This window comes from Dactylosporangium sp. CS-033363 (assembly GCF_050942475.1).
GTDB lineage: Bacteria > Actinomycetota > Actinomycetes > Mycobacteriales > Micromonosporaceae > Dactylosporangium.
On record NZ_CP192032.1, the window covers coordinates 3779203 to 3794345 of the forward strand.

At 71.6% G+C, this 15143-nt stretch carries 14 protein-coding genes; 11 read left to right on the top strand and 3 right to left on the bottom strand.

Annotation, left to right across the window (positions count from 1 at the left end; translation table 11 throughout):
* The first annotated feature begins 60 nt into the window (after positions 1-60).
* On the top strand, positions 61-516 hold the full coding sequence (locus ACQPZ4_RS17555) for a fluoride efflux transporter FluC (RefSeq protein ID WP_433061926.1): 456 nt from the start codon (positions 61-63) through the stop codon (positions 514-516).
* Positions 513-875 (top strand): fluoride efflux transporter CrcB, encoded by a 363-nt coding sequence (gene crcB / locus ACQPZ4_RS17560; protein ID WP_433061929.1) that lies wholly within the window; start codon positions 513-515, stop codon positions 873-875. Before ACQPZ4_RS17555 ends, crcB begins: the two co-directional genes overlap by 4 nt.
* Here the strand turns inward: crcB and ACQPZ4_RS17565 are convergent.
* Positions 856-1323, bottom strand: coding sequence for a GNAT family N-acetyltransferase (locus ACQPZ4_RS17565; protein WP_433061931.1), 468 nt, complete (start codon positions 1321-1323; stop codon positions 856-858). The genes crcB and ACQPZ4_RS17565 overlap by 20 nt on opposite strands.
* 66 nt (positions 1324-1389) lie before the next feature.
* Between ACQPZ4_RS17565 and ACQPZ4_RS17570 the strand changes: the two genes are divergently transcribed.
* On the top strand, positions 1390-1734 hold the full coding sequence (locus ACQPZ4_RS17570; RefSeq protein ID WP_433061934.1) for a PadR family transcriptional regulator: 345 nt from the start codon (positions 1390-1392) through the stop codon (positions 1732-1734).
* Complete coding sequence (locus ACQPZ4_RS17575; RefSeq protein ID WP_433061937.1) at positions 1731-2648, top strand: HAAS signaling domain-containing protein; 918 nt, start codon at positions 1731-1733, stop codon at positions 2646-2648. The genes ACQPZ4_RS17570 and ACQPZ4_RS17575 overlap by 4 nt, the downstream gene beginning before the upstream one ends.
* Here the strand turns inward: ACQPZ4_RS17575 and ACQPZ4_RS17580 are convergent.
* Complete coding sequence (locus tag ACQPZ4_RS17580; protein ID WP_433061940.1) at positions 2607-4514, bottom strand: HAMP domain-containing protein; 1908 nt, start codon at positions 4512-4514, stop codon at positions 2607-2609. The two genes, ACQPZ4_RS17575 and ACQPZ4_RS17580, sit on opposite strands and share 42 nt — an antisense overlap.
* 155 nt (positions 4515-4669) lie before the next feature.
* Between ACQPZ4_RS17580 and ACQPZ4_RS17585 the strand changes: the two genes are divergently transcribed.
* The 3 genes from ACQPZ4_RS17585 to ACQPZ4_RS17595 are packed head-to-tail and all read left to right on the top strand — an operon-like array spanning position 4670 to position 10190.
* Complete coding sequence (locus tag ACQPZ4_RS17585) at positions 4670-5989, top strand: GH1 family beta-glucosidase (RefSeq protein ID WP_433066565.1); 1320 nt, start codon at positions 4670-4672, stop codon at positions 5987-5989.
* Positions 5990-6049: 60 nt separating this feature from the next.
* Positions 6050-9184: an NACHT domain-containing protein gene (locus ACQPZ4_RS17590; RefSeq protein WP_433061943.1), complete on the top strand. Its 3135-nt coding sequence runs from the start codon at positions 6050-6052 to the stop codon at positions 9182-9184.
* A gap of 37 nt (positions 9185-9221) precedes the next feature.
* Positions 9222-10190 (top strand): hypothetical protein, encoded by a 969-nt coding sequence (locus tag ACQPZ4_RS17595; protein ID WP_433061945.1) that lies wholly within the window; start codon positions 9222-9224, stop codon positions 10188-10190.
* On the opposite strand, the gene ACQPZ4_RS17600 is transcribed toward ACQPZ4_RS17595, so the two are convergent.
* Complete coding sequence (locus ACQPZ4_RS17600) at positions 10187-10615, bottom strand: hypothetical protein (protein WP_433061947.1); 429 nt, start codon at positions 10613-10615, stop codon at positions 10187-10189. The two genes, ACQPZ4_RS17595 and ACQPZ4_RS17600, sit on opposite strands and share 4 nt — an antisense overlap.
* Before the next feature lie 68 nt (positions 10616-10683).
* Here ACQPZ4_RS17600 and ACQPZ4_RS17605 point away from each other — a divergent pair, with 68 nt between their 5' ends.
* The 4 genes from ACQPZ4_RS17605 to ACQPZ4_RS17620 all read left to right on the top strand — a co-directional run bounded on the left by ACQPZ4_RS17605 (position 10684) and on the right by ACQPZ4_RS17620 (position 14984).
* Positions 10684-11610, top strand: coding sequence for an NAD-dependent epimerase/dehydratase family protein (locus tag ACQPZ4_RS17605; protein WP_433061950.1), 927 nt, complete (start codon positions 10684-10686; stop codon positions 11608-11610).
* Complete coding sequence (locus tag ACQPZ4_RS17610) at positions 11610-12233, top strand: TetR/AcrR family transcriptional regulator (RefSeq protein ID WP_433061952.1); 624 nt, start codon at positions 11610-11612, stop codon at positions 12231-12233. The genes ACQPZ4_RS17605 and ACQPZ4_RS17610 overlap by 1 nt, the downstream gene beginning before the upstream one ends.
* Positions 12234-12247: 14 nt before the next feature.
* Positions 12248-13690, top strand: coding sequence for a glutamate--tRNA ligase (gene gltX / locus ACQPZ4_RS17615; RefSeq protein ID WP_433061955.1), 1443 nt, complete (start codon positions 12248-12250; stop codon positions 13688-13690).
* A gap of 79 nt (positions 13691-13769) precedes the next feature.
* On the top strand, positions 13770-14984 hold the full coding sequence (locus ACQPZ4_RS17620; RefSeq protein ID WP_433061958.1) for a cupin domain-containing protein: 1215 nt from the start codon (positions 13770-13772) through the stop codon (positions 14982-14984).
* The last annotated feature ends 159 nt before the right edge of the window (positions 14985-15143 follow it).

A 15143-nucleotide genomic window follows, 5' to 3' on the forward strand; every position in this document is an offset into this window, starting at 1 on the left:
TCCGGGGTGAACCGCGACGACGCCAACGGTCCCTCCCATGCCTTCAGGGGAGGAGTGTCCGTGGACGTGGACCCCGATGTCGATCTCCATGTGCCGGCCCAGCGGGCCGAGCTGCGGCCCAGCCCGTGGCCCGTGCTCGGGGCCATCTCGGCCGGCGGCGTGATCGGCGCCCTGTCCCGCTACGGCGTCGCGCGGGCCTGGCCGCACGCGCCCGGCGGCTTCCCGTGGTCGACGCTCGTCATCAACGTGACCGGCTGCCTGCTCATCGGCGCACTGATGGTCGTCGTCACCGAGGTGGCGACCGGCCGGCCCCTGCTGCGACCGTTCGCCGGGGTCGGGATCCTCGGCGGGTACACCACGTTCTCCACCTACGTCGTCGACGTCCACCGGACCGCGTCGGCCGGCGCGCCCTGGACCGCGCTCGGCTATCTGGCCGCGACCCTGGTCGGCGCGCTGCTCGCGGTGTGGACCGGCAGCGCGCTCACCTCGGCGCTGGTCCGGCGGGTGGCGCGGTGACGCTGCTGCTGATCGCCCTGGGGGCGGCGGTCGGGGCGCCCGCGCGGTACCTCACCGACCGCTTCGTGCAGTCCCGGCACGACTCCGCGTTCCCGTGGGGCACCCTGACCGTCAACGTCTGCGGCTCGCTGCTGCTGGGCCTGCTCGCCGGGCTGCCCGCGAACACTGTGGTCACCGCGCTGCTCGGCACCGGCTTCTGCGGGGCGCTGACCACGTACTCCACGTTCAGCTACGAGACCCTGCGGCTGGCCCGGACCGGCGCGCGGTTCTACGCGGCGATGAACGTGCTCGCGTCCCTCGTGGCCGGGCTGGGCGCCGCCGCGCTCGGGTTCATGCTGGCTACAGCGTTCGCCGCATGACGTACTCGACGAGGGACGGATCGCGCGGGTAGGGCTGCTCCTCCCCGGTCCGCCGGAATCCGTGCCGCTCGTAGAGGCGCCGGGCGCGCTCGTTGTCCCCGACCACCCACAGGTCGACGGACCCGAGCTCCTGCTCGCGGGCCCACCGCAGGGCCTCGTGCAGCAGCGCGTCGGCGACGCCCCGGCCGCGGCTCGCCGGATCGACCCACATGCTGTAGAGCTCCGCCTCGCGGTCCTCGGGCCGCCAGACGCCGACGACACCGGCCGTGCCGTCCACGACCGCCTTCAGTCCCCGGTCCGGCGCCATCCAGTCGCGCCAGTGCTGCTCGGTGTAGGCCCGCTCCCGCTCCAGCGAGGAACCGAAGGCGCCGGGGGAGTCGGCCAAGGCCAGCAGCCGGACATCGCGGAACAATTCCCAGTCTTCGGGGCCGAGTCGTCGCACATCCACGCCGCCATCGTCGCAGGGCCGACAATCGCATTTTCGTGCTGTGCGCCGCATGGTACTGTGTGGCGCATGGTAACCGGGGACGTCTACGAAAAGCTCGAGCAGGAGCTGCGCCGGGGCGTCGTCGTGCTCGCGGTGCTCTCCCAGCTGCGCGAGCTGCGCTACGGCTACGAGCTGCGCCAGTCGCTCGGCGAGCGCGGCCTGCCGATCGAGGAGGGCACGTTGTACCCGCTGCTGCGCCGCTTGGAGGCGCAGGGCGTGCTGAGCAGCGAGTGGCAGACCGCGGAGGGCAAGCCGCGGCGGTACTACCAGCTCAGCGCCGAGGGCCTGACGCTGTACGAGCGGCTGACCGGCTCCTGGCGCGGGCTCAACGATGCGATGGGGCAACTGCTGGAGAGCGGAGCGTCGTCATGACCACCGAAGATCTGATCGAGCGCTACGTCGCCGACGTCGTCGCGCTCCTGCCGCGCCGCCAGCGTCACGACGTGGCGATGGAACTGCGCACCCTGCTGCACGAGGAGGCCGGCGACGCGCCGGACGTGCCGGAGATGCTCCGCCGGTTCGGGCATCCGGCGGAGGTGGCGGCCCGGTACGGTACCCCCGTCGCCCTGATCGATCCCGTCGACACCCGCCGCTTCCTCACCCTGGCCGCGGGCGGCACCGTCATCATCCAGCTGGGTGCGTTCCTGGGTGAGCTGATCAAGCCGGTCCGCGATTTCCGGGGCGCCGCCGACGACGCCTGGCCGCTCGTGTTCGGGTGGCTGGGCGTGCTGTTCGCGGTCTTCGCGGCCATGGCGTGGTGGCGCCGCCGCCATCCCGCGCGCTGGCGGCCCCGCCCGCTGCCGACCGACCGGATCAACCGCACCGGCCGGCTCTTCGCCGTCGCGTTCTATCTCCTGGGTACCGTCATTCTCCTCGATCCCGCCGCCGCACTGCGCCTCGTCACCGGGGGACGCGCGGCCCAGGCGGCCTACGACGCGTTCGCCTACGATCCGGCGTTTCTGCGGTACCGCGGGCCGGTGCTCCTCGCGCTGCTGCTCAGCGGCATCGCGCTGCAGGTCGTGCTCGCCTGGCTGGGCCGCTGGCGGGCGCCGCTGCAGACCGCCGACCTCGTGTACAGCCTGGTGCTCGCGGCCGGCCTCACGTGGATCATCGCCACGCCGATCTTCACCGCGGGACCGACGGACGAGCTGATGCGGGAGGCGTGCGCCCTGACCGTGCTCGGCGCGCTGATCGACCTCGGCCTGCGGGTCCGCCGCCTGAGCGTGACGCACGCCCTGGCGGCCTCACACGACGGCGGGCGGGGCGGCGGCGAGGTCCAGGGGTAGTTCGGCGGCGACGCTGGTGCCGGCGCCGGGCGGGCTGGTGATCGTGATGGCGCCGCCCAGGGCCTGGACCCGGTCGGTCAGGCCGACCAGGCCCGAGCCGCGCGCCTGGTCGGCCCCGCCGGTGCCGTTGTCGCGCACCGACAGCCGCAGCCGGTCGCCCTCCACCCGCGCCTCGGCCTGCACCAGCTCCGCGTCGGCGTGCTTGGCCGCGTTGGCGAAGGACTCGGCGGCGACGTAGTACGCCGCCACCTCGACCGGCTCCGGCAGCCGCCCGGGCAGGTCGATGCGCAGCTCGACGGGCAGGTGGCAGCGGCGGGCCAGGGCCTTCAGCGCCGGGCCCAGCCCGCTGTCGGTGAGGATCGGCGGATGGATGCCGCGGGAGATCTCCCGCAGGTCGTCGAGCACGGCGGTGAGCCGCTCGATGGCGGTCGACAGCCCGCCGCGCACCCGCGGCAGCTCGGACGGGACCTCCTCCTCGGTCGCCCGCAGCCCCATCGCGATCGTCACCAGGTGCTGCTGGACCCCGTCGTGGAGGTTCCGCTCGATCTGCCGCCGGGCCTGGTCGGCCGCGACCACCACCCGGGCCCGGGAGCGCGACAGGTCGGCCCGGGCCTGCGCGGTGGCGATCGTGGTCTCGATGAGCTCGGTCGAGTCGCACAGCCGCTGCTCGGCGTCGGGCGGCAGCGGCCGGTCGCTGGTCACGGTGGCCGCGACCACGCCCCAGAGCCGCCCGTCGACCCGCACCGGCGCCCCGACGGCGGCCCGGGCGTGGTGCGCGTGCAGGTGGTGGGCGAGCGAGCCGTCCACGCCCGCGTAGTCGTCCATCCGGGCCGCCCGCCCCGTCCGCCGGACCCGGGCCGTGACGCTGTCGCCGTCGAGCGGGATGGTGGCGCCGACCGGCAGCCCGACGTGGCCGGTGCCCCAGGCGGCGACCACGGTCCCGCGCGGGACCCGGTCCTCGCGCACGGCGGCGCGGCCGGTCCCGCCGTCGTCGTACCGCACGATGTGCACCTCGTCGGTGCCCACGAGCCGGCCCAGCTCGGCCGCGACCGCGTCGAGGGTCTCGGCGGGCCGGGCCCCCTGCGCGATCCCGGTGGCGATCCGGCGGAGGGAGGCCTGCATGCGGCCGTACCGCATCAGCTGGGCGACGCTGTGCCGCATCGAGCCGCTCATCGTGTTGAGCAGCCGGGACAGGCGGCCGACCTCGCCGGCCCCGTCCTCCGGCACGCTGGCGTCCAGGTCGCCGTCGGCGAGCCGGCCCGCCATCGCCGCGGCCCGCCGGACCGGGCGGACGACGGAGCGGTGGAGGTACACGATGAGGCCGGCCCCCACCACGACGGACGCCACGGTGCCGGCCACCACCGCGACCGCCGCGACCCGGGCGAGCGAGCGGGCGTCCCGCTCGTGCTCGGCCGCCCGTCCCTTGTCCGCGTCGGCCAGCGCGTCGAGCTCGGCCCGCAGGTGCGCGATGCGCCGGTCCCCGTCCTGCACCGCGGCCGTGCCCGCCCGCGGCTGCTCGTGGTCGCGCAGGTAGGCGTCGCTGTCCCGCATGAGCGTGCGGATCCGTTCGGCCTGGGCCGGGTCGCGCATGTGCCCGTGCAGCACGGCGATCCCGCCGTCGAGCCGGTCCCGCTGCTGTCCCCAGGCCACCAGCATCTGCGTGTCGTGGGTGACGAGGTAGCCCCGCTCGGTGCGGTCGAGGTCGAGCAGCATCTGCTCCACCCCGCCGGCCGCCTCGTCGAGCCACTCGGCCCGGGCCGTGTATCTGTCCGCCTGGCGCTGCTCGGCGACGGCGGCCAGCACGACGGTGGCCACCCCGCCCATCGCCAGCAGATACAGCAGCAACCCGCCGACGAGCCGGGTCATCAGTCCCCCTTGCATATGCGTCTGACTTCCCCGTATACGAGGTGATTGGGGCGATTCTTGTAGGTATGTACGGGGCGAGCTAGGTTCGCCGCATGCGCCGCCGCCACCTCTTGCAGCTCTCCGCCGCCGGTACCGTCGCCGTCTCCACACGCGGCATGCTCGACGCTCCACGCACGGCCTTCCCGCCTTCCTTCGCCTGGGGCGCCGCAACGTCCGCGTACCAGATCGAGGGCGCGGTGCGAGACGATGGCCGCGGCCCGTCGGTCTGGGACGTCTTCGCCCACGAGCCCGGCCGCATCCGCAACGGAGACACCGGCGACGTGGCCGCCGACCACTACCACCGCTACGTCCAGGACCTGGACCTGATGAAGGACCTGGGCCTGCAGTCGTACCGCTTCTCGGTCTCGTGGCCCCGCGTCCTGCCCACCGGCCGCGGCACCGTGAACGCCAAGGGCCTGGACTTCTACAAGCGCCTGGTGGACGGCCTGCTGGCGCGCGACATCGCCCCGGTCGCCACCCTGTTCCACTGGGACACCCCGCAGGCCCTGCAGGACCAGGGCGGCTGGGAGACCCGCGACTGCGCCAAGTGGTTCGCGGACTACGCCGCCGTGATGTTCGCCGCCTTGGGCGACCGCGTCCCGACCTGGCTCACGCTGAACGAGCCGAAGACGGTGGTCGACGTGGGGTACACGGCGGGAACGCATGCCCCCGGCAAGCGCGACCGCAGCCTGGCCAACGTCGTCGGCCACCACCTGCTGCTGGGCCACGGCCTGGCGGTCCAGGCCCTGCGCGCCACCACGTCGAAGTCCCGCATCGGCGCGGCGTTGAGCCTGTCCCCGACGTACCCGACGGACGCCTCGGCCGCGGCCGCCCGCCAGGCCCTGGTCACCGACGGCGAGGAGAACCGCCGCTGGCTGGACCCGCTGTTCAAGGGCCGCTACCCCCAGGACTGGCTGGCGTCGCAGGCCCCGGACGCCCCGGTGCTGAAGGCGATCCGGGACGGCGACCTCGCCATCATCAGCGCCCAGAACGACGTGCTGGGCGTCAACTACTACGGGACGACCCACATCACCGGTACTGGCGCCAGAGTCTTCGTCCACCCGACGTCCCAGGCCACGTGGCAGGAGATCTCGCCGGACGGGCTGTACGACCTGCTGACCCGCATCAAACGCGACTACGGCGATGTGCCGCTGACGGTGACGGAGAACGGCATGGCCACGACGAACCCCATGCGCGACGACGACCGGATCACGTTCCTGCGCACCCACTTCGCGGCGGCCCACCGAGCGATCCAGTCCGGCGTGAAGCTGGAGAGCTTCCACGTCTGGTCCCTGATGGACAACTTCGAGTGGGCGGAGGGGTACACGCAGCGCTGGGGCCTGGTGAACGTCGACTTCGCCTCGCAACGCCGCACCCACAAGGCGAGCGCCGACTGGTACAAGAAGGTCATCGCCACCAACTCGGTCGATGCTTAGCGGCACAACCTCGCCCAAACGGCCCAGCCGTTCCACGTCCGTCGTTGGTTAACTTGGCGGGTGAGTCACGAGCCGCCGATGACCTTCCGTGGGGCCCTGCAGATCCTCGGGCACGACGATCAGCCCTGGCTCCGCCGCCTCGATGTGCTACTTGGCGGGGCCATCCTGGCCGCCGGGGTGGCTGGGGCGGCTTGGGGCGCGCCGTTGTTCGGTGCCGCACTGCTGGCTGCGCTGTGGTCCTCGGTCGACCAGAAGAACGAGGCCATGTCCATGCTGCGCAGCGGCCTGGCGAAGCTGTCGGGCCGGCTGGCGAAGACCGCGCCGTACGAGCGGGCCGAACTGGTCGCCGCGGCCCACACGACGCTCGTGGTCTCGTCCTACTTCGAGGTCCTTCACGAGCGTCTGGACGCCGCCGGGCTGCGCGCGTTTCGTATCAAGGACTCCGAGATGAAGAGCCTGGCCTCCAGCGGCTTGCCTCGCGAGACCGATGGCGTGCTCGATCGGATTCTCGCCATGGGCGTGCCCGCGCCGAGCGCGACGATCGGCTACTGGGAGAACCAGCCGCGCGTCTCGACCTGGTGTTCCGCGCTGAGTGAGGCTGTCCGGCTGTTCCTGAGCGGTCTGCAGTACGGGCAGGCCGCGGCGGCTGTCCTCGACGACGAGCTCGTCGAGAATGCCGTCGCGCGTTATTCGTCGCGCTATGTGGAACTCGCGGCCGAGATTCCGGAGTTCGAGATCTGGGCGAGTTTCGGCGAGCATGCCGCCACCCGGGAAACCGTCCGGGAGATGGGCTCGGCAGTTGGTGCAGCGCTCGCCGGCCACAGCCAGTCGTTCGCCCGCATTGAGGCGCTCTTAGGCCTCGTCGGCGCCACGGTGGAGGGTGCGAACGACCCTCGCGCACGGCTGAACCTCGTCAACACGGCGGTGCTCGATCAACCCGTCTTCCGGGCCCAGACGGGTGTCGACGCCGGCGGGGTGCGGTTCCCGTTGATCAGAAACGTGCACCTGAACCCGCGGTACCGCGTCTGCCGAATCGAGCGCGGACAGTCCCGCCCCGGCGACGAACGCTGGTGGGATGACGTGCCGGTGCGCCCGGATCTCGACCTGTGCCTGACCGCCCATTTCGTGTCGACGGAGGCCACCCGGAGGCCGCTGTTGCTGCTCGGTCATCCCGGCGCGGGCAAGTCGATGCTCACCAAGGTCCTCGCGGCACGGTTGCCGATGAACGCGTACACCGTTGTGCGGGTGCCCCTGCGGTCGGTCAAGGCCAACGGCCGGGTCGCCGCACAGATCCAGGAGGCTCTGGAGCGCGCCACGAACGATGCGGTGCAGTGGCGATCGCTGGCCGACCAGAGTCGGGACGCCATTCGGGTGGTGCTGCTGGACGGCCTCGACGAGCTGTTGCAGGCCACGCCGGACGACCGCACGACGTACCTCGAGGACGTCGCAGAGTTCCAGGAGACCGAGGCCAGACTCCGCTGCCCGGTAGCGGTCGTGGTGACCTCGCGGACCGTTGTGGCCGATCGTGTCGAGATTCCGGACGGCACGGTCGTCGTGAAGCTCGAAGACTTCGACGACGACCAGGTCGGATACTGGCTCGACGAGTGGGCGCACACGAACGGGGCCGGCGTCGCCGCCGGAACTGTCCGGGCGCTGAGCCGGTCGTCGGCCCTCGGGCAGCCGGAACTCGCGCGACAGCCCCTGCTGCTGCTCATGCTCGCGCTGTACGCAGCTGATCCGCAGAACCCGGAACTCGCGGCGGGGGTTTCTACGACCGAGCTCTACCGCCGCCTCTTCGATGTGTTCGCCCGCCGCGAGATCGGTAACCGGGCCACCCCACCGAAACCGCTGGACCGCGATCAGGCTGTCCGCGAGCAGCTCGACCGCCTGTCCGTTGCCGCCCTGGCGATGTTCAACCGTGGCCGGCAGCATGTGACCGGAGCCGAGCTCGCGGCGGACCTGGTGAGTCTGGGCATGGCACAGCGAGATGTCCCGAGCGACACGCTGCCGGGCCAACGGCTGCTCGGTGAGTTCTTCTTCGTCCACATCGCCGAGGCCCAGACCAAGGACGAACAACGCCGGGCCTACGAGTTCTTGCATGCAACGTTCGGCGAGTATCTGGTGGCACGCCGGATCGTGGGCGTCCTCGCGGAGACGGCGGAGCAGACGTACTCAGGCAGCTATGGCCGTCGCGAGCCTGACGACAATCTGTTGTTCGCGTTGCTGAGCCACCAGTCGCTGGCGGTCGGCAAGCCGATCCTGCACTTCGTCCGTGGCCTGCTCGCCTACCTTGAGCCGAAGGAGCGGGACTGGGTTCCGCAACTCTTGGATCTGCTGCTTTCGCGCTATCGGCAACGCGTCGCGAACGTCCGCTTCCTCGACTACCGGCCGCTGCCGGTCGACCACCTGCGCGAGATGGCCGCCTACTCCGCCAACCTGGCCCTGCTGCGCACCGCGGCAAATTCGGCCACGGCGATCGACAAAGATTCGTCCTGGACCAGCGCGGTGGCGTTGTGGAAGGCCGGGCTGGACGCCGACGGATGGCAGGCAACCGTGGCGGCTCTCGAACCTGCCGAGGTTCCCCTCGAAATTGCGCATGCCAGGCTGATCGGCGACTCCGACTTGGAACGAGTGTTGCGGTACGGGTTGGCTGCGACCGCGGGTGTGCACTATTCGAATCCGGACGAGGCCTGGTACGACACGGTCGTAACTGCCGTGCTGCCAGACCTTCTGAGTCACGAGGACGTCATGCGCACTTCGGTGGAATTGCCGGAGCCGACTCCTGAAACGTCGAAGTCTGAGGTGGAAGTCGCGCTGTGGATTGTCGGCAAGGCGGTGCGACTCGGCCGCCCCGCCAGTCCCCTGGTGGTTCAACGCGTTGTGCCCTGGTTCGCCAAGACCTCGCGAAGCCGGCAAGCCTTGGCGATCTTCGCGCATTGGACGAGGAATCCTGATGTTTGGGACCTTGCGCCTGATCTCCACCATCCGGAGATCTATAGCGAGCATGTCGTTGCCTGGGCGCCGCTTTACCACTTTGCGCCCAGAAACCGGTTGCCCGGAAGCACGTTGTGGTCGTTCGTACGGGACATCGAAGTCAAGCTGCCGAAACGCTGGCGGGGGATGAAACGAGATGTTCTCGCGGAGGTCATCGCGACGAGCGCGTCCCCGGTCCCATTGAATCGCCATGTCAACTAAAGTTGACGACTCGCTGGTCGTCAACTAGGGTTGACGCATGGGGCTTCGGGGGATCAACTACGACATCGGGACGCGGACGGGGCCGTACCTCTCGCGGGTGGCGTTCGATCTCGATGCGACCCGCCGGGATCTGACGGTCATCCGCGACGAGTTGCACTGCGATGCCGTCCGCATCTCCGGGACCGACAGTCGAAGACTGCTCGCGGCCACCGAGATCGCGCTCGAAATCGGGCTCGAAGTCTGGCTCTCGCCCCAGGTGCACGACGCCGACGCCGACGAGACCCTTGCCAACGCCGTTGCGCTTGCGCGGGCGGCCGAAGAGCTGGGCAGCCGGCGGATCGTGTTCCTCGTCGGGTGTGAGCTGACGCTGTTCATGCGCGGGATTCTCAAAGGCGACACGCTCGCGGAAAGGCTGCGGCCGCAGCAGCTGCTGCGCATGCGGCTGCTCGGGGCGCACAACAAGCCGCTCAACGCATTCCTCGGCCAGGCCGCCCGTGCAGTGCGGGCCGTGTTCGACGGGCGGGTCTCCTACGCGTCCGCGCCCATCGAGAAGGTCGACTGGGCGCCGTTCGACCTCGTCTGCGTGGACACCTATCGGGGGAAGCGGAACCGGCACGACTTCGGGGAGCGGTTCAAGCGGCACCTCGCGCACGGGAAGCCCGTCTACGCGACCGAGGTCGGGTGCTGTGCCTATCGCGGGGCCGAGGAGCGCGGCGCCATGGCGTGGGCGATCGTCGGGCCGGACGGTGCGACGCTCGATGGGCGGTACGAGCGGGACGAGGACCTTCAAGCGCGGGAAGTCCTCGACATGCTGCGCATCCTGGATGAAGAGGGCGCCACGGGGGCGTTCGTCTTCACCTTCGCGGCGCCCGAGCTGCCGCATCGCGCCGGCGAGCCTCTGCGGGATCTCGACCTGGCCTCGTATGCCGTGGTGCGGACCTACGACGACGGGCACTGGGAGCCCAAGCGGCTCTTCCATGGCCTCGCCGCGCGCGAAGCCCGTTAGACGTCCTCCATCGCGGCCAGGAAGGCCTCCTCGGCCGGGCGCAGCCAGGTCAGCACCTCGTCCAGCCGGTACGCCGTCGTGACCCGCGAACCCTCCGGGCCCACCAGCATGACGGTGATCGGGTCCATGCCGGGAAGCGGGAGTTCCCAGGACACGTCGCCGCCCCAGTACATGATCGGTGACTCGGCATCGGCGAGGCGGCCCGCGGCGGTCAGGAGGCGCAGTTCGGTCGCCGTCACGTCCGGGGCCTCGTAGTAGTCGTACAGGTACACCTCGAGTATCCCGTCGCGGTGTCTGGCCAGGGAGGTGCCGTCCGCGGCTCGGGCCGAAAGGCGTTCGCGGGCCTCCGGTCCGTCCAGCCAGGTCTCGAAAGCTGTGCGGGACATGGGGATCCGGGCCGCCAGCAGGTACGAACGTCCGCTCACACCGGTGATCGTAGCGGCCGTCACAGAAGCGGAGACAACTTCTCCGTTTCTGTGCTAGCGTTGCCGGCATGGGTGAGACTGTGCTGGTCACCGGTGGGACCGGGTATGTGGCCGGATGGTGTGTCGTGGCGCTGCGGGAGCACGGGTACGACGTGCGGGCCACCGTTCGCGGCACGCCCAAGGACGGGCAGGTCCAGGCCGACCTGCTCAGCGACGACGGGTGGGACGCGGCCATGGCGGGCGTCGACTACGTGCTGCACGTCGCCTCGCCGCTCGGGGGACGGGCGGACCTCATCACGCCCGCGCGGGAAGGGACGCTGCGCGTGCTCAGGGCGGCCGTCCGGCACGGGGTGCGGCGGGTGGTGATGACCTCCGCGGCGAATGCGGCCAGTCCCACCTCGTACAAGGAGGACAGTGTCACCGACGAGACACTGTGGACGGTCGATTCGCCGAAGCTGCCGCAGTACCGGCGGTCGAAGACGCTCGCCGAGCTGGCCGCGTGGGAGTACATGGCCGGCAGGGAGACCGAGTTCGCCACCGTGCTGCCGGGGGCCGTGCTCGGGCCGGTGCTCGATGCGCACACGCTCGGGTCCACGCAGATCGTCGCCCGGATGCTGCGCGGGGACATGCCGGGGGCGCCGCGGATCGGGCTGGAGGTGGTCGACGTGCGCGATCTGGCCGACCTGCACATCCGGGCGATGCGCGAACCGGCGGCTAGCGGCGAGCGGTTTCTCGGTACGGGCGAGTTCATCTGGATGCGTGACATCGCACGGATCCTCGGCGTGTCCACGCGGCAGTTGCCCGATCTGGTCGTGCGCGTCGCGTCCATCTGGGACAAGCCGCTGCGGGACATCACGATCTCGCTGGGGCGGCGGAACCGGCACACGACCGCCAAGGCCGAGCGGGTGCTCGGGTGGGCGTCGCGGCCGGTGGCCGAGACCGTTGCCGACTGTGCGCGCAGCCTTCGGGAGCATGGCGTGGTACAAAGCGTGTGATGCGCAAGGACTCCGCCCGCAACCGGGCCCGGCTGGTCGAGGCGGCGCGGGAGGTGTTCGCGGCGCGCGGGTTCAGCGCGACGCTCGACGACATCGCCCGGCACGCCGGGGTCGGGACCGGCACGGCGTACCGGCACTTCGCCAACAAGCAGGCGATCGCGGCCGAGGTGCTGGCCGACGCGACGACCGCGATTCTCGACGATGCCAACGCCGCGCTCGCCCTCGACGACCCGTGGGCGGGGCTGGAGCTGTTCCTGTTGCGCAACGCCGAGCGCCAGGCGGCCGACCGGGGGCTCTACGAGACGCTCACCGGGCAGGGCGACCCCGAGCTGCAGGCGGCGATCTGGCCCCGGATCATCGCCGCCGTCACCGAGCTGGTCGCGCGGGCGCGGGCCGGCGGACAGCTGCGCGCCGACGCCGAGGTGCAGGACGTCGGGGCGATCATGGCCATGCTCGGGCCGGTGTTCACGATGAGCCGGGTCACCGGGACCGAGGTGTGGCGGCGGTACCTCGCGCTGCTCCTCGACGGCCTGCGCGCGCCCGGCGGCACCGGGTTTCCCGTGCCGGCCCTGCCGCTGCAGGAGTGGGACGTCATCCTGCAGGCGGGCAAGCACCGGCCGTAGGCTAAATTCGGACGGTGAGCACTTCCGAGGTACGCACCCGCATCGCCCCGTCGCCGACCGGGGATCCGCACGTCGGGACCGCGTACGCCGCGCTGTTCAACGAGGCGTTCGCGCGCAAGCACGGCGGCGAGTTCATCCTGCGCATCGAGGACACCGACCGCACGCGCTACATCGAGGGCAGCGAGGAACAGGTCTTCGACACCCTGCACTGGCTCGGGTTCGCCTGGGACCAGGGGCCGGACGTCGGCGGGCCCGCCGCGCCCTACCGGCAGTCCGAGCGGCTGCCCAGCTACCGCGAGGTCGCCGAGCGGCTCGTCGCCGACGGGCACGCCTACCAGTGCTGGTGCTCGTCCGAGCGGCTCACCCAGATGCGCACCCGCCAGCAGCAGCTGAAGATCCCGACCGGGTACGACCGGATGTGCTACGGCAAGACCCGCGAGGAGCGCGCCGAGCTGCCCGGCTTCACCGACGTGCCAGTGATCCGGATGCTGGTGCCGAACGACGCCAAGATCTCGTTCGAGGACCTCATCCGCGGCAAGATCACGCCGCCGGAGCCGGACGACCAGGTCATCCTGAAGGCGGACGGGTTCCCGACGTACCACCTGGCCGTGGTCGTCGACGACAACGCGATGGGCGTCACCCACGTCATCCGCGGCGAGGAGTGGATCAGCTCCACCGCCAAGCACATCCTGCTGTACACGTGGCTCGGCTGGACCCCGCCGATCTACGCGCACATGCCGCTGCTGCGCAACATCGACCGCTCGAAGATCTCCAAGCGCAAGAACCCGGCCGCGCGGCTCAAGTGGTTCCAGGAGGAGGGGTACCTCCCGGAGGCGCTCGTCAACTTCCTGGCCCTGATGGGCTACTCGATGCCGGACGGGCGGGAGATCTTCACGTTCGACGAGATGGTGGAGTCGTTCGACTTCGCCCGGGTCAACCCCGTCGGGCCGGTCTTCGACATCGACAAGCTGAACTGGCTCAACGGCCACTACCTGCGCACCCTGGACGACGACGCGTTCCTCCGGGCCGCCGGGCCGTTCCTGCCGGCCGGGCTGACGAGCGAGGACGTGCGCTCACTGGTCGTACCGCTGCGGGAACGGACCAAGAAGCTCGCCGAGCTGCCGGAGCAGCTGGAGTGGCTCGCCGCCGACACCGTGACGGTCCAGCCGGCCGACCTGGCCAAGCACGGCCTGCCCGCCGACGACGCGCGCGCGGTGCTGGAGGCGTTCGCCAAGAACCTCGAGCAGCTCGACCCGTTCGAGAAGGAGCAGATCACCGCCACCCTCGACCGGGTCGTGGCCGAGTCCGGGTTCAACCGGCGCCGCTCGTTCATGACGGCCCGCCTGGCCCTGGTCGGCAAGCCCGTCTCGCCGCCCCTGGACGACACGATGGTGGCCCTGGGCGCCCAGCGCACCGCCGCCCGCCTGCGTCAAGCGGCGGCATCGATCGAGGGCTGAGCACCGCATCCGATTGGGACCGTCCGGCGTGGGTAACCCCGAGTCACCCCCGTCCGGACGTGCCCAGGAGGAGACCGCGATGATCGAGGATGGCTCCGGATCGTCGCTGGCGCGGTGCGTCCCGGTCGCGAAAGAGGAGTTCGCCGAGCGGTACTGGGACCGCCTCCCGCTGCTGACCCCCGCCCACGGCGACTATCGCGACCTGCTCTCCCTCGACGGCGTCGACGAGCTCCTCGGCGGCCGGGCCCTGCGCACCCCGTTCGTGCGGATGGCCAAGGACGGCCAGGTCATCCCGGCCGCCCGCTACACCGGCGGCGGCGGGGCGGGTGCCGAGATCGCCGACCAGGTGCACGACGAGAAGGTCCTGGCGCTGCTGGCCGACGGGGCCACCCTGGTCCTGCAGGGCCTGCACCGCATGTGGCCCCCGCTCGTGGGGTTCGCCGCCGCCCTGCGCCGGGAGCTCGGCACGCCGGTCCAGATCAACGCGTACCTCACCCCGCCCGGCAGCCGCGGCTTCGACCCGCACTACGACACCCACGGCGTGTTCGTCCTGCAGGTCAGCGGGCACAAGCGGTGGCGGGTGCACGCGCCCGTGCTCGACGCGCCGGTGCCCCGCCAGCCGTGGGGCGGCGTGGCCGAGGAGGTCGCCGCGGCCGCCGGCGCCGCGCCCGAGATCGACGCGGTGCTGGCCCCGGGCGACGCGCTGTACCTGCCCCGCGGGTGGGTGCACGCGGCGACGACCGAGGGGGAGTGGTCGCTGCACCTGACCGTCGGCATCCACGCCCCGACCCGGCTCACGCTCGTCGACGCGCTCGCCCGGCTGGCCGCGACCGCGCCGGCGCTGCGGGCCGGGCTGCCGATGGGGCTCGACCCGGCCGACGCCAAGTCCGTCGCGCCGGCACTGGCCGACACCGTCGCCGCCCTGCACGAGTGGCTCGACGCGCTCACGCCCGAGGACCTCGCGGCCGAGCTGCGCCGGGACGCGTGGGCGGGGGCCCGGCCGGCCCCGCTGCGCCCGGTCGCCCAGGCCGCCGCCCTGCCCGGCCTCGGCCCGGATGTCCGGGTCGCGGCCCGGCCCGGGCTGCCGTTCCGGCTCGACGACCCCTCGGGCGGGCGGGTCGCGGTACACCTGCCGGACCGCACGTTGCACCTGCCCGAGTCCTGCGCGGACGCGTTGCGCACCGTGCTGGACGGCCGCCCGCACCGGGTCGGGGACCTTCCGGGGCTCGACGACGAGGATCGCAAGGTCCTCGCCCGAAGGCTGCTGCGCGAGGCCGCGCTGGTGTTGGCTTAGGCCCTGTCCTGCCGATCATGCCGGCCTGCGACGGGCCCAGATTCCGACGCCAAGGGCGGCCCGGCCGCTACGCGCGGCCGGCCCGCGGCTCGACCTGCCCGACAGGACAGGGCCTAACTCACAGCCACCACACCTCAGCTGGGCCGGGCGCGCGCCGAT

Excerpts from the sequence above, each read along its gene's own strand:
- ACQPZ4_RS17570 (WP_433061934.1), top strand. The coding sequence starts at position 1,390 with ATGGTAACCGGGGACGTCTACGAAAAGCTCGAGCAGGAGCTGCGCCGG.
- ACQPZ4_RS17575 (WP_433061937.1), top strand. The coding sequence starts at position 1,731 with ATGACCACCGAAGATCTGATCGAGCGCTACGTCGCCGACGTCGTCGCG.
- ACQPZ4_RS17580 (WP_433061940.1), bottom strand. The coding sequence starts at position 4,514 with ATGACCCGGCTCGTCGGCGGGTTGCTGCTGTATCTGCTGGCGATGGGC.
- ACQPZ4_RS17585 (WP_433066565.1), top strand. The coding sequence starts at position 4,670 with ATGCTCGACGCTCCACGCACGGCCTTCCCGCCTTCCTTCGCCTGGGGC.
- ACQPZ4_RS17595 (WP_433061945.1), top strand. The coding sequence starts at position 9,222 with ATGGGGCTTCGGGGGATCAACTACGACATCGGGACGCGGACGGGGCCG.
- ACQPZ4_RS17605 (WP_433061950.1), top strand. The coding sequence starts at position 10,684 with ATGGGTGAGACTGTGCTGGTCACCGGTGGGACCGGGTATGTGGCCGGA.
- ACQPZ4_RS17610 (WP_433061952.1), top strand. The coding sequence starts at position 11,610 with ATGCGCAAGGACTCCGCCCGCAACCGGGCCCGGCTGGTCGAGGCGGCG.
- ACQPZ4_RS17620 (WP_433061958.1), top strand. The coding sequence starts at position 13,770 with ATGATCGAGGATGGCTCCGGATCGTCGCTGGCGCGGTGCGTCCCGGTC.